Source organism: Alkalihalobacillus deserti (assembly GCF_020734105.1).
GTDB lineage: Bacteria > Bacillota > Bacilli > Bacillales > Bacillaceae_D > Halalkalibacter > Halalkalibacter deserti.
In genome coordinates this window covers 450,096-464,336 of record NZ_JAJAFR010000003.1, presented here as the reverse complement: position 1 = coordinate 464,336, position 14,241 = coordinate 450,096, and the positions used below count along the sequence as shown (strand labels likewise).

The 14,241-nt window shown below is 34.1% G+C and carries 16 protein-coding genes and 1 pseudogene; all 17 read left to right on the top strand.

Translation table 11 applies throughout. The annotated features are described in order from the left end of the window. Positions 1-101: 101 nt before the first annotated feature. The 17 genes and pseudogenes from LDX58_RS08740 (at position 102) to LDX58_RS08660 (ending at position 14,224) form a co-directional block, all read left to right on the top strand. Complete coding sequence (locus LDX58_RS08740; RefSeq protein WP_227936430.1) at positions 102-1,745, top strand: LysM peptidoglycan-binding domain-containing protein; 1,644 nt, start codon at positions 102-104, stop codon at positions 1,743-1,745. 446 nt (positions 1,746-2,191) lie between these two features. After that, on the top strand, positions 2,192-2,671 hold the full coding sequence (locus tag LDX58_RS08735; RefSeq protein WP_227936429.1) for a hypothetical protein: 480 nt from the start codon (positions 2,192-2,194) through the stop codon (positions 2,669-2,671). A 9-nt stretch (positions 2,672-2,680) separates the two neighbouring features. Beyond that, positions 2,681-3,136, top strand: coding sequence for a hypothetical protein (locus LDX58_RS08730; protein WP_227936428.1), 456 nt, complete (start codon positions 2,681-2,683; stop codon positions 3,134-3,136). A 39-nt stretch (positions 3,137-3,175) separates the two neighbouring features. Beyond that, positions 3,176-3,388, top strand: coding sequence for a DUF3885 domain-containing protein (locus LDX58_RS08725; RefSeq protein WP_227936427.1), 213 nt, complete (start codon positions 3,176-3,178; stop codon positions 3,386-3,388). Beyond that, positions 3,375-3,812: a hypothetical protein gene (locus LDX58_RS08720; protein WP_227936426.1), complete on the top strand. Its 438-nt coding sequence runs from the start codon at positions 3,375-3,377 to the stop codon at positions 3,810-3,812. The genes LDX58_RS08725 and LDX58_RS08720 overlap by 14 nt, the downstream gene beginning before the upstream one ends. Before the next feature lie 45 nt (positions 3,813-3,857). Beyond that, positions 3,858-4,262: a hypothetical protein gene (locus LDX58_RS08715; protein WP_227936425.1), complete on the top strand. Its 405-nt coding sequence runs from the start codon at positions 3,858-3,860 to the stop codon at positions 4,260-4,262. A gap of 224 nt (positions 4,263-4,486) precedes the next feature. Further along, a pseudogene (locus LDX58_RS08710) lies at positions 4,487-4,780 on the top strand (DMP19 family protein); the annotation flags it as partial. A gap of 69 nt (positions 4,781-4,849) precedes the next feature. Continuing rightward, on the top strand, positions 4,850-5,377 hold the full coding sequence (locus tag LDX58_RS08705; protein WP_227936423.1) for a hypothetical protein: 528 nt from the start codon (positions 4,850-4,852) through the stop codon (positions 5,375-5,377). A 60-nt stretch (positions 5,378-5,437) separates the two neighbouring features. Next, entirely contained in the window at positions 5,438-5,692 is a 255-nt protein-coding gene (locus LDX58_RS08700) for a CPCC family cysteine-rich protein (protein ID WP_227936486.1), read from the top strand. Positions 5,693-5,783: 91 nt separating this feature from the next. Then, complete coding sequence (locus LDX58_RS08695) at positions 5,784-6,704, top strand: HEAT repeat domain-containing protein (protein WP_227936422.1); 921 nt, start codon at positions 5,784-5,786, stop codon at positions 6,702-6,704. A gap of 78 nt (positions 6,705-6,782) precedes the next feature. Next, positions 6,783-7,562 carry a hypothetical protein gene (locus tag LDX58_RS08690; protein ID WP_227936421.1) on the top strand — a complete coding sequence of 260 codons (780 nt, stop codon included), beginning with the start codon at positions 6,783-6,785 and terminating at the stop codon, positions 7,560-7,562. Between the two features lie 137 nt (positions 7,563-7,699). Beyond that, complete coding sequence (locus tag LDX58_RS26410) at positions 7,700-7,948, top strand: site-specific integrase (protein WP_227936420.1); 249 nt, start codon at positions 7,700-7,702, stop codon at positions 7,946-7,948. 98 nt (positions 7,949-8,046) lie between these two features. After that, positions 8,047-8,211 (top strand): tyrosine-type recombinase/integrase, encoded by a 165-nt coding sequence (locus LDX58_RS08680; RefSeq protein WP_227936419.1) that lies wholly within the window; start codon positions 8,047-8,049, stop codon positions 8,209-8,211. 428 nt (positions 8,212-8,639) lie between these two features. Then, entirely contained in the window at positions 8,640-10,202 is a 1,563-nt protein-coding gene (locus tag LDX58_RS08675) for a tyrosine-type recombinase/integrase (protein ID WP_227936418.1), read from the top strand. A gap of 4 nt (positions 10,203-10,206) precedes the next feature. Next, entirely contained in the window at positions 10,207-11,325 is a 1,119-nt protein-coding gene (locus LDX58_RS08670) for a tyrosine-type recombinase/integrase (RefSeq protein ID WP_227936417.1), read from the top strand. 22 nt (positions 11,326-11,347) lie between these two features. After that, positions 11,348-12,292, top strand: coding sequence for a tyrosine-type recombinase/integrase (locus tag LDX58_RS08665; RefSeq protein WP_227936416.1), 945 nt, complete (start codon positions 11,348-11,350; stop codon positions 12,290-12,292). Between the two features lie 756 nt (positions 12,293-13,048). Further along, positions 13,049-14,224 carry a tyrosine-type recombinase/integrase gene (locus LDX58_RS08660; RefSeq protein ID WP_227936415.1) on the top strand — a complete coding sequence of 392 codons (1,176 nt, stop codon included), beginning with the start codon at positions 13,049-13,051 and terminating at the stop codon, positions 14,222-14,224. Positions 14,225-14,241: the final 17 nt, after the last annotated feature.

Below are 14,241 nucleotides of genomic sequence, written 5' to 3'. Positions count from 1 at the left end.
CTCTAACTATGGGACTATTTCCCACTGGAACTAATGCATTTTTTAACCAATCGTAAACCACCCTAAAAATGAATAAAAACAGATTGAGGAGAGAATATAAAATGCTTAAAAAGAAAATTACTGCAATCCTATGTATTTTGATCTTTTTCTCTTCAAGTATTGCTCATGCTAGCGATACTTGGGGACTCGGGAAAGGCACTCCTTCTTTAACTAATTTTAAGCCGGTCAGCATGTCTAATGAACTTTTTTTAAAGCATGAAATTGATGCTATGAATGCTGGCCACTTTTTAGTAAGCGGAGATACATTGTTTATGGTCAAAGCACCTTCCAAAGTTATCGCTTTGTCCCTTGATACAAAGGCGGTGAAATGGGAGTTTACGCCTCCGAATGCCAAAGATATACGAGGAACTGCGATTGTAAACGGTCATTTAGCTGTTGTTACTTATGGGAAAACTTATCTCTTGAAAGATGAAGGCTTTGATAAGTCGATTGTATGGGAAAGCGACTCTTGGGGTAATTATGTAAGTTTCGATGAATCAGCAATTTATTTAGCAACGGTGAACTCTATTCATGCGATTGACAGCCAATCAGGGAGTCATTTATGGTCTTATCCATTGCCAGAAAGAGCGGAAGTCTCAAGCAATTTATCTAATTCTGCAGACGGATTATTTTTCTTAACCCACAATCGGTTCAAAGGGGAAAATCTCCTTTTTAAATTAACGAAACAAAACGGTCAGGTGCAGTGGACAACAAATACGACTGTGACCGGTGACCCAATGCTATTGAATGATAAAGTCTTTATTGCAAACCAAAATAAACTTGTTGCATTCCATTCCGGAAATGGGACTTTTGCCTTGAATAAAACGATTAGTCCAACCGAGTATTTTATCACAGTCAGAAATGACACATTAAGCGCAAATAACGGAACCATTTTCGCTCGAACGGACGAAGGCAGATTGCTCGGTATCGACCCGAGCAATGGAAATTTTATTTTCAGCCAAAGCTTTAAAGCAGATCCGTATGCCCACTCTTTTTCCAGAGGGCCTATTTTAGTAACAAATAATCAAGTGATTATGGAATATGATGGAAAGCTAAAGTTCTTTAACGGACAAACTGGGAATCCTGAACATACATTAGGTTATGGCGTTCATAAAATAGAACCGGTCCTGATTACAGATAAGTATTTGCTAGCTAAAACGTGGGAGAAAATTTTTGTATTCGCACCTCCAGTAGACGAGCAATACAAAGACCCTGATGGAGGTATTGAACCAGAACATCCGGCAGCACCGGACCCACAAGAAGAGCAAGTGATTTATGTCGTGAAAGCTGGGGATACGCTTTGGAAAATTGCCAATGAGTTTGGAACAACGGTACAGAAGATTGTAGAATTAAATAATTTAAGTCCGACTGATTATTTATGGGTTGGACAAAATTTAAATGTACCAAAACCGCAGCAAACATACATTGTTCAACCTGGTGATACGCTTTGGAAAATCGCGAACCAACACAAAGTAACGATACAATCAATTATTGAAGCAAATAAGCTTGAATCAGGATCTTATATTTGGGTTGGGCAGCGCTTAGTTATCCCAGACTTAACAGGTAAAATATACGAGGTTAAACCAGGTGACACGTTGTGGAAGATCGCAACCCAATTTAATACGACTGTCCAAGCAATAGTTGAGAAAAATAAATTAGACCCAAATCAGTATATATGGGTTGGGCAACTGATAGAGCTTCCATAGAATTATCATGAAGTAACGGAGCGATTGTTCGATAAGAGCAGTCGCTTCTTATGTTTAAGGTCAGAATACTTGAGAATAAAGAGTTATTTCATTTTTACATCCTTATCGGGAAAACTGACTGTATAAATTGTCTTTGGAGAGGGGTTTAGAATGTTCAAGAAATATATTAGGGTTTTATTTGCGGCAGTTTATTTGTCAGTAGTTTTAACACTTAATTACTTGTATGATTTAAGCAATACCACATTAACTGTTTTCTTTGCGATATTTCTTGCTCTATTATGGTTTTACGATATCGTACAACTAAAATTTAAAGAGAAGGATAAGAAATAGTAAGATTATAAAAATCATCTGGAGCTCAGGAGCGTAAATTGGTTACTTATGCGGAACTTATTGTCTAAGTAATTCTGCTTCATATTTAATTTTCATCCCGGGAAGGAGAGCTATGTTTGCTGATTCTTAGGTCAGGAATTACCGGAATCTACGATGGAAAAGGGAATCCGCCGCCATCAGTTAAAGAGAATACATTTAAACAATTATGTTACTCATTATTTGCCTCAAAGGTTCAAGACTTTATAGGTACAGAAGAAGACGGGATTAAGAATTTTTATGAAGCTGTGGTTAAATTGAATAATAAAAGAATTCATATTTTGCTGAATGCTCATTATCCTTATATGGCTTATACAGATACTCGTGAACTCTATGTTGATTATTTCCCGTTCATTGCTAATGATCAACTTGCTGATTCATTTAAACCATATTATAAAGTATTAAGCCCTTCTCAATTAAATGAACCATTAACATTCAAAAGAATAAAAGGGAAAGTAAGTTTAGAAAATGAAAATACCCTTAGTGAAATTGATTTAGAACAATTAGTATATTGGGATGCAAAAACAGTTGGTAATGTAGTATTTAATTACTGGGATTAAGGAGTTAAGATGCGGAAAAGATTGAGGAAAAAAGTGCTTAAAGGTTCCACGTATCAATTTAATGTGTTGGAAACTATAAAAAGGGAAAGCCGCAGAAAGCAAAGAAGGCAAAAGAGGGGATATCACTATGTTATAAAATATGAAATGCTGCCAATGGGAAGAAGCAATTATCACACTCTTTATGAGCAGTATTTCGATGAGGAAAAAAAGGAAAGCAGTTATGCTTTTGCTTCTCACTGGGTAATTGCTTTATTTTCTGTCCAAATGAAGAAAAATCGTATCCCCAGAATTCAAGTCTTCCCATGTGCTGCTGATGGAAGCAGTCCAGAACAATCCCCAATAGCGATGATTATTTACGATGATAAAATAGATAAAAACTGTGATGAACTTTTTAAAGAAGCAAAATTAGACTATAAACAAAAAGTACAAGACATGAAAGAGGATATGTTTTTTGATAAGCTTTGAAGTTGAATAACAATTATTAGCAATGATAGGAGTAAAACAATGAGCAGCACTTTAACTCAATTTTTGGCCAAGCATTTTGACGGACTAATCTTGCGTCCTCCATTATTTTATTTGTGGGATTATGGCATTCGCTTTGAAATCACCGTCAAAAAATTGATGATTTATTTAATAAATGAACGGATCACAGTTTTATACCAATGCCCCAAATCAGGACAAAATACTAAACAGGGGGATTTCAATGACGGAACCTAGTATAATATTAAGGAAAATTTGGGCAGATGAAGACGATGATTTTTTTGAAATTAATATGACGGTTAAATCCCCTTATTGTTCTGCCGAAATTAATTTCTATCTCGATAACGAGGAACTAAAGGAGTTGGAAAAAGGATTAATCGCTTTTTCGCATTTTAAGCAAAAAGAATTTACTTGGATTACTGGAAGTGAGGTTCGCAATGTCACTCATTTCATAAATGTAAGGTTCTTTTTTCATTTAAACCGGGGTCATGTTGGCATTGAGTTTATATTAGATAATAAACTAGATATTCCTGAGCATATACGGTCACAGTTTTATGTTACAACTGAACTGGCTTCATTGGATGATTTTATTAAACAGCTTCAGAAATTAATCAAGAAAGAGACTGATATGGTGGAAGGGATTATTTACACTGAGGTATAGAGTGAGTATAGTGATTATTTAGAGAAGATTTTGAGGAGAAAAATAATGGGCAGCTACGAACATTTGTTTAACAAGAAAACTTATGAAGATGAAGAATGTATTCATTTTTACCAGGTTCAATCCAATAATACATTTCAATCCATTTTCACTTTAGATGATAGGTATATTACAGTACCGGAAGCTGAACCCTATCTTATTCCAGAATCAATATTTAATCGAATGATCTGTATAGGAAAGGCTTATCGTTTGCATTATTTATCGTTGTTTAGCTTGTATGAAAATTATGAATTGAATCCTACGCAGATTCAATCTGTAATAAAGGAATTAGAATTTCTGATGGAAATAGTCAATGACATACTGATCGAGCAATATGTCATTCCGCTATTGAAGCTTTTAGATGGATGTATATTGGGTTCAAAGAAACAATCTTTATGGATACTCGGTGTTTAAGCGTCACATTTACTATTTTTTGTTCTGTTTTTGTAATGATATATAGGAGGAAATGCAGTGAAACCTATAATGCAAAGAATAGACTTAATAAATAATGATGATATTTGGAATGCAGTTATTACCGTAATAACCGATTTTGACTTTCCGACTGAAAATAAAATCTAGCATATACTGTTTTCCAATATTATTCTGAACTTGAGAGCGGAGGTCACGAAAGTTTATGTACATGGACCTCAGAATATATCAAAAAAGTCGGAATCAGTCATTACTTGAAAGACCTAGTAGAGATTCTTGAGAAAATTGGTGCAAATGAATATGCAGCAATTGAGAAAAAATATGGAGAGGAAATTTGGAGATTGTTTATGTTAGAACATGATGAGGTTAAAGAGGAAGAATTTTATAGCATGATTGAAAAAGCGGACAATGAATATCATCAGCTTCATGGCAAGTTGGAACAGTTATTACAAGCTTATTTTATTAACATTCATACTGAGTTAATCGAAGTAGTTGAAGATTAAATCTTTTATAATTAAATGGGGTCTTTCTTAATGTAAGAAAATCAGGATTGGTTATCAAGGAGATACGGAATGATTATTAAAGCAGAGATAATAAACCAACCATACTCAGGTCAATATCAGGAGAGGATTTATGATATTTTAAGTCCATGGAATTCCCAAAATTGGACATGGATAAAATTTTCAAACGAAGATATGACTGAATGGTGTGGAAGCTTTAGAGGTTCGGGTCGTGACATAGCAGTATCAAAAAAGTACAATTTCGTTCTTGTTCTTACTTCAGATTATCTATTTAAAATTGATTGTCTCAACGGAGAGTTAACTGAATATGAATCGCAGCCTCAATACCAAAATCTAACAGTAACCCCTTCAGGAGATTTTATAATAGCTGATAATGATGCGATTGAACAGATAAAATCAACATTAACAGAGAAAACAATATTGCCGGGTCCAATAAAAATGGATTCGATTAAATTTCATGGATGGTCTAATAATAAATTATCCATAACATGTGAGGAATTTCTGAACTGGAGCAATCATGTAGAGTTAGAACTTGATGGCCAAACACTTGAAATAACAGTTAAAGGTTCTCACAAATAGTTTATCTTTCAGAGATTTGAACATTTAAAGCTTAAGATAAAGGCAGAGCAGGTGATCTTAATTTATAGACGAAGAAAATATTTTTGTGCATGTTGCGGTTATAAAACATTGGGAAAAGAGCCACCAGGAACATATGATATTTGTGACATCTGTTTTTGGGAAGATGATGATGTTCAGTTTGATGACCCCGATTATGAGGGGGGAGCAAACGAAGAATCGTTCAGGCAATATCAAAAAGAGTTTCTAAAGGGTAGAGTTAATCGCCAGCCAACAGAAAAGGATGAACGAGACCCTAATTGGAAACCTTTAGAATAGTAGCTAACCCCATAAGGTCTTGATAACTTGAGAAGAATTTACAAAGCTGGTGATAAAAATGCATGAACACATTGATGATTTGATAATGAGAATGTTAGATGATACGTATCCCATTGCAAGTGATGAAGGGATTTCGTGGAAGGCTTATAGAGAAGCTGAAAATATAAAGGATGAAACATATATTTTTTATTTAGCCGAACTATTAGAGGGATTAAAAAATAAGAAATCTAGGCACGAAAGAGAAAAGAGAGAAGCTATCTATTTTATTTTAAAATGGATAGGAGTCAACTCTTGTAATAAGGAAGTACCACAAATATTAATGAGGTGCTTACATAGTGAAACCAATATGCATACTATTGGAAAACTTTTAGATTACATTAGAGAGCAAGAGGATTACATTCCAAATTATAAAGAAATTATTCACTACGTCGACGACAAAAGATGGCAAATTAGAAGACCAGCAATCGATTTATTGGGAAAGTGTAAAGAAAAGGAAGTTGAAATTAAGCTGTTAGATTTATTAAAAGTGTCTGATGATAAATATGAAGTTGGAGACATTTGTTCAGCATTAATAAATGTTGGGACCGAACGTTCAATTCCACTCTTGCTTGAAAAAGTAAACGATAAACAACAATGGATAAGAAGCAGTGCTTATGAGGCTTTGGCATTCATAGGAAACCCAAGTATAATTCCTGTATTTGTAGAAGGATTAAAAGACCGCTTTTATTGTTCTAAACACGATGCCTTAATTGGACTATGCAGGTTTGCTGATGCAAATTATGTTGAAATTATTTACGATAGTGTAACAAAAATCCTTTCTTATAATCGAATATTAGATGCGAATTTTACAAACAACACAACAGATTTAATTGAGGGTATGAAATTTTTAAACAGCCACTTAAAAGATACTGGCAAAATGGAAAAGCTCCTGAAAAAAATTAAGAATAAATGGGAAGTACTATCCGATGAAGAGAGAGAATTTCTTCAGCGCTTTTTTGAACTAAAAGAATAAGGCTATTGAAGAGCAGAGAACAAAGTATGCTCCTTTTTTCTGCCCGAGGGATAATGAAATAAGGAGGGAGGATGAAACATGGATGAGTTTGAAAAAATGATGGCGGAGTTTGACGAATGGGCAGTGGGTGCAAAAGAGAAAATAAAGGCTTCAGGACAAATGGACCAATCCGTATTAGATGGTTTTGTAAAGATTATCGCCGAGCTGGTGAACATTAAACACGATTTTGGTAACAAACTATTCGAATTACGGGCAGCAGTAGAAGAGCAAGTTGTTAGATTGGAATATTCTAAAGGTGGAGAAACGATCCATCGAGGTTTTTATTGTCCCAGCCTGGTCCAGGATATCGTCGTTGGAGGGGCGAAAAGAGGAAGACTATTCAAAAAGAAGATACCTGAGTTTGGGAATTACTCTTATGAATATGGCTTCGATAAGGACGGAAGGCTGTTGCGGATAAAGGGTATGCATGAGTTTTCCACACCAGATAGTGGTTTTGACGAAGAATTTTTGCTTTACAATGGAAATGTGGTTTACGGTCTAGAATTTACACATATAGGCGAACTAGAATTGGTGTCCAGATGCTTCTACGATAACGGAAAATTACTTAAGTACGAACGAAGCCAGTGCGGGATGGAGAAATTTGCAGACCTTCATTATGAGGAATATACATACGACAACAATAGGCTAACCGAAGTGGCTCTCTTTTACAATATTACACCGCAATTAGGACTGTATGAAGAGCAACGATTGCGTGTAGAAAACGATGAAGATGGAAATATGATTAAGTTAACCAGCGATATAGTTTTTGATGGTAAACCAGAGACATTTGTATATCGTATTATGCCACGCAAAAAATAAGCTGCTGAATTGGAAAATTATCTTTATTCTTGGGATTGCTACTTTAAAAGGTTTGTACCTAATATTGAAGTGGAAAGTACAAAGAATAAAAATATCTACTGTTCTATCAGAGTATTATATTCAAAGAGTTGAGTTAGGTGAGGTACATCCTGACCTTGAGGATAAAATACAATTGTTCACATCTTGGCAAAAAACTAGAAGGTTTAAGTTCTATTACTCTAGACAACTACCTCATGGAATTAAGTATGTTTGCTGATATCGTAAAAAAGAAGGCTGAGGACATAGCTACAGCAGATGTCCGAATGTATTTAAATCAAGATGGGATCTTAAAAATGAGCACAATTAGAAAGAAATTATCTGTTTTAAAGATTTTTTTAGTTGGTTAGCTTCAGAAGAATATATTAAGCGTAATCCAACTACCAAATTAAAAGCTCCAATAGATGAATACCGACTTCCAAAATCATTATCAATCGAAGAACTAGAAATGTTAAGAGAATCCTGCGATACAGTCAGGCAGCGTGCTTTTCTAGAAATATTGTATGCAACGGGTTGTAGATTATCTGAAGTACATGGATTAGATAAAGCAGATATCAATCTACAAAATATGAGCACAGTTATTGGTAAAGGTGATAAGCTACAAGCCTTGTAGTTATCGCTCCTTCGGTGAACAGAGGTATCCTATTACTGGACGGAGGAGATGAACAATGCGCCATGAACAATCGGTGTTTTAGACGAGAATGTAAAACCGATATTAAAACATCACGTATGTACAAAATGCCTATACACGGTATGTGTATCTGAGTTTTTTACAGTTTTATTAATTAAATTCAGACTTTTTGTTGACAAAAAAAATCTATAATTATATTATAAAAGCAAGAAAAATATTTTTGATACATTTATGTTTAATTGATAATTTAATATCCTATATTTTTTTAGATATTGGAACGGAAGCACCGTCGTATATCTACAGAAACGTACCACAGGTATGTCTTCTGCAGATATAAGACGGTGCTTTTTTTATTCCTTTATATACCGGTTATAAAATAATTTTTGCTCATCTAAGAGGGGGATTGGTTTATGCAAACCCAAGATTCAATTCAGCTGTCTTTATTTGATTTTAACTTTGAAGGATCTGATCAAGGAAATGACAAAGAATGCATTATAGAAGAACTATTTACAGAAAACGATATGATCCGTTTCGGAAAGGGTAGGAAAGGTTGGAACGAGAATGGTATTTCTCGGAATAAGTCTTCCGATTTAAGAATAGAAAATCCAGTCTTTGGAAATGATGTAAATAAGGAAAACTTATTTCACATTGAAAGTTGGATAGATGACATGATTGAAAAAATGTATGACTTGGATTTAAGGATGGATGGAGATTTTGTAGGATCGGAGAATGTAAATGAATGGCTTTTTACAAATATTGTTAAGGTGCAGTTAAATTCGCGATATATAAAGAAATTCATGAAAGCTAAATTGGATGTCTCAATTAGGGTTTATAGCATTAACATTGATATGTTTGAAAAGGTCTTACCTGTAATAGAACGGCTAACTAAGAAAAAAGCAAATGATTTTGAACGAGGAGATTTTTTAAATACCGAATACTTAAGGGATGTTTTGAAGCCACTAAACTCCTTAGAACTCCAATATTATCAAAGTTTTCTTAATAGCTTAAAGCCGTTCACAAAGGTATGTGTTAAGAACTATGTAGATAAAAAAGAGAAAACCAAATTTGACCATCCGCTAGTTCGTGTTGCGGAAAGTGTTTTGAGGAAAGAAAGAAATATTAAACCACAGAGTTTTAATAATAATTATTACGTTCCTATAAGATACTTTGTCAGTTGGGCAACTTCGTCATTAGTTAAGTTTCAAAATCAATCAATTAACACTTTTATCTTCAATATGGTAACTAGTGAAAATCTGGATGATTATAAATCTTTCCTTATTAAACAAGTTAAAGAGGATGAATTAACGGAACTTACGGCTATGAGAAATTTACAGTATGTACGTGGTTTTTTTCAGTTATTATTTCGAAAAAAGAAAATAGTTAAGGATGTAACAACCTACCTAACAAATATTAAAGCTGACGATTACTTCTATAGACGACTTCCAACAGATGAAGAGATACAGGAGTTTGTTAATGTTATTGATAAGTATTCTAGTAATCCGACAGGCGATAAACTTGCTCTTTCATTAATGATACTATTGGGATTTCGTGGGTGTGAGGTTGCTAGTCTAAGTTGGGAGGATATTAACTTCAGCACAAGATCAATTTCTATCACAGATACTAAAGGAATGGATGCCATTTTGCCAATTCCATCAAAAGTATATGAATTGTTAATTCTTTATAAAAAAAGTGCAGGTAATAATAAATATATTTTTTGTGATAAACCGAAGTCCTTTACCGCTGAATTGAGGCGATTATTTAATACTTACCAGTTTATTGCTGGCTGGGATTATGGAGGAGGGCTGCATCTATTTAGACATATATATGTAACAAGGCTAATTATGCATTGCCCGCCCCAAATAGTAAAAAGCTTAACCAGACATATATCTGATGATACTGTTGCAAAATACGTTCATTTGGAACGAAAGTTTGTGAAAAATGAGTTAAAAAAATTAAGTTATTCAGGAAGGTGAGAAAATGACTTTTAACCAGGAAGTTTCTAAACAGGGTTCTGCTCAAGTTGCCATACAGCAACTACTAGAATTTCATAATATGGAAGAACTGCAAATGGCTGCGCTGAGTATATTGGGCCTAAGTGGAGATACAGATAATATAGAACAGGAAAATTCATTTCAAAATTTAACTGTTGAAGAAAGTTTTCGAATTTTCTATGCTAGTTCAAAGTTTAAAGGTTTAGCGGATACATCACAGGATACCTATGAATATGAAGGGAAATTATTTCGTGATTTTATTTACAAAAAGTTTGGATCCCTAGATGTACTCTTAACAGAGGTAATATATCCAACATCTACATTGCTTGATTACCTTGAACAAAGTGAAATTTCAACTAATACAAGTGCTAAAAAAGCCGCATTTCTAAGAACTTTCATCAAAACAGTAGTTCAAGATTTTTACTTATTGAACAAGGAAGATCTTGACGGCACCTTAAAAGTAGACTGGAATAAAGGCAAAGGCGAATTACCAAAGTTTTATAATTTAGAACAATTAAGGGAATTACTCCTTTTAAGTAAAGAGACAGCTTTTGGACTTCGAAATTACACGATTATAAGTGTATTACTTGGATCCGCATTAAGAGTGAGTGAGCTTGTTGGTATTACGTTATCGGATATTGATTTAGAAGAAGAAATGATTATGGTTAGGAGAAAACGTCATAAAAAGAAGCTTCTTCCTGCTTATATTCAACGTGATGCTTTAAATGTTTTAATGAAATATATTAATTTTATGTATGGTCATCTTGCTGATGATTGGAAAGAACTTAAATCTAATTATGGAGAATTATATGTATTTTCATCAACTATAGGAAAGACAGCAATTACGGACAGAGCAGTTAGAGGCATGGTAAAGAGTTTAGCCAAAAAGGCAGAATCCATTAGTGAGGATGAAGCAGAGATTTTAAGTGTGCATAATTTTAGACACAGCTACGCTATATACGGTATTCGTTCAGGAATCAATTTGTATGCAATGATGGATCTAATGGGTCATTCTACTGTTACATCATTGAAGCCATATGCAAAACAAACAAGGGATCAGATCAAGGAAGATATGGAGAAGAATCCAATTGCAAGGCTTATATAAGAGATAAGAGGAGGTGAAGAATATGGAGAGAAATATTGTTTTGGATTCAAATTATTTTAAGGAATGGTATAAACACATTCATATAGCTCAGTCAACAAAGGATAAATATAAATATGTCCTTAAGAGGTTTGGAAAATATATGATGTCCTTGGGGCCAGTAAGAGAACTGAATTTTGATAAGTTCAAATTTGGTAAATTAGATTCAAGATATGATCCTATTAATGAAGAGTTTATTGATGATTTCGTGGAATTCCTATTAGAAGATGGAGCTAGTCATTCAACCATTTACCAAAGCATAGAAGCGTTAAAGTGCTTTTTTAAGTTTTTAAAAATGGTTGGGTTGATAAAATCTAATCCAATGGCATACTACCCGAATCCATATTATAAACTAAAGAAAGTGGATCGTGCATTTAGTAAAAAAGATGCTGATAAGTTATTATCAGCTTCAAAAAAGGTAGACCCATTCTTTAAACAATTTTATGTATTAATGCTTTTGTTTTTAACTTGTGGACTACGTTCACAAGAGGTATGTATGATGAAAAAATCACAAGTGAATTTAGAGTTTCAGACCATAGAGATTACTCGTGGGCAGAAGACATCTGCTGGGGTTGTTTCAGTAGTAGACAAATTGAAAGAAGCTTTTGAACAATACTTTAATCACCCTGAGTGGTTAGAGTGGTCGAAAGGTCAAGATAAAGAGGTGTTCTTTTATAAAGGTAAACCCTTGAATAGAAATAGATTAGTTTCAATGTTGCAACAAGTCTATGATCAAGCTGGAATTGATAGGAAGGTACGCGTGCATGATTTAAGGCACACGATGGCCCAGCTGTTATTATTAAATGGAGCAAATGAATTTTCTATCCAGGAACAATTACGTCATGAAAGAATTGAAACAACTATGCATTATCTCAACTACAATATTAATTATCGTAAATACTTAGAGTTTAATACAGATAAAATTTTGTAGTAACTGTTTATCATTTTAGTTGAAATCTAGTAAGAGTGTAAATATTATTAGGATAATTCAATATCAATTAAGCCTAAAAAATGCATTGTTGCAAGAAGAACTTTTGGCGATGAATAGTGACCTCACTATCCGGAAGTCTACTAAAGGTTTATATGAGCTTCGTTACAATTTATAAACCTTCTAAAAATATATGGGTTAATCAAAAGTTATGGGCTGGCTGTTATATTGACTAGTTAGCCCTTACCTATTTCAGCCATTAATACAATTGTAAAAAGAAGGCTTCTTTATAAATAGTTAAAAGCAGTATTTAGGAAAGAGGGGAGCAAATGATTAATTTGCGGTTTTCTTCTAAAGCTTCTTTGATCTAGAGATTACTTCTACTTGCTCAGTAATTATTTCATCTTTTTTAGTAATCTTCTCTTGATATTCGCTTATAATTAATTTTTAGCATTTTAGCTACGCAAGCTTTATCAAGTAAACCCTTATATCAAGGGTGTTGAGGGGAGTGATGCAGGTGCTAAGGTTAAAGTACATATTACCGCAAAATTAGTTCATAAATTATGTATTAAAATTTTAGGACTTGTAATTGCTAGGTGAAATGTTTATTGATAAGATATAGATATAAATAAAATAAGAAAAAAATCGCAGGAAGCACCTGGATATTTTTGGATTTATTTGAAGATAGGAACAGTCTATCTACTTTTAAATTTATAAATTATTCGGGTGCTTTTTTTTATCGTTTAGGAGGAGAACAAAATGAAAAAACATAACAGCACAAATGTAGTATCCATTGAAGATAAGGCGCTCCCAACTTGGACACTTCGAACTGCTTTAGAAGAGATGAGAGAGTATCGAACCTGGGAAGAAAGTACATTTAAAGCTTATTTGAGAGATGTAGATAGCTTTGAAGATTTTAGTTTAAAAGAGGGATTTGAACCTACCCTAGAAACAATTAAGCTTCATCACATAGCCAAGTTTATGAAACGAGCAACCGAAAACAAAGTGGCTTATAAAACCACCAAACGGGTTATCGCATCTCTCTCTAGTGTGTTTACTTTTTATCAAGATATTGGGACAGTGAAGGGGAATCCATTTAAAGCATCCGATTTACCAGTTGGAGAAGTCGGTCATCACTCTCGAGCATTAGAATTTGAAGAAATTGTCGATGTTTACGAAGCCCTTCAGCGAATAAAAGAAAAAGAAGGGAAAGATTTGTTAGTAACCACTGAGGTTTTACTTTATACAGGCTTGCGGAATCATGCGTTATCTACCATAAAAGTAAAAGATGTATGGTTGGAAAAAGAGCTAATTCATTATGATCCGGGAGTTATTAACGGCAAGCACACCATACAGTATTTCGCGGTACCTCCCAAGTTGATGGAAAAGATAAAAACTCATATCAAGTATTATCAATTAGAACCTAACGATAAGCTTCTACATGGCTTAAAAGGATTGCCTTTACAAAATAAACAACTTAACCGAGTGACTGACCGAATTAATAAAGAGCTTGGGTGGGTTGATGATAAACATGTAACTCCTCATGGCTATCGTGCTTCTATTGCCACCATGTTAGATGAACGAGGAGTGGATCGCGATTTCATTAAATACTTACTAGGTCATTCAATTACTAAGGACAATATTACTCAATACTTACGTCGTGACAATCGGAAGATTCGTGCCCTGCGAAATGAGCTTACACAAATTGAGAAAGACATTTATCAAGCCTTAGATAAGCGCTTAGCAAAGGACACGGAAGAGGGCACAAACGAACATGATATTATTCGGGGCAATGTCGATGAGGGTGCAGCTAGCCACAACCCATCCCAAGTGACGAGTCAAGGGACCATCTCCATGAAAGAATTTGTTGAACTTACTAAGGTTAACCCACAACTTGCCCAAAAACTTGCGGAGATGAACCTAGTTGCCATGTAATAAATTGAAGGAAAGCT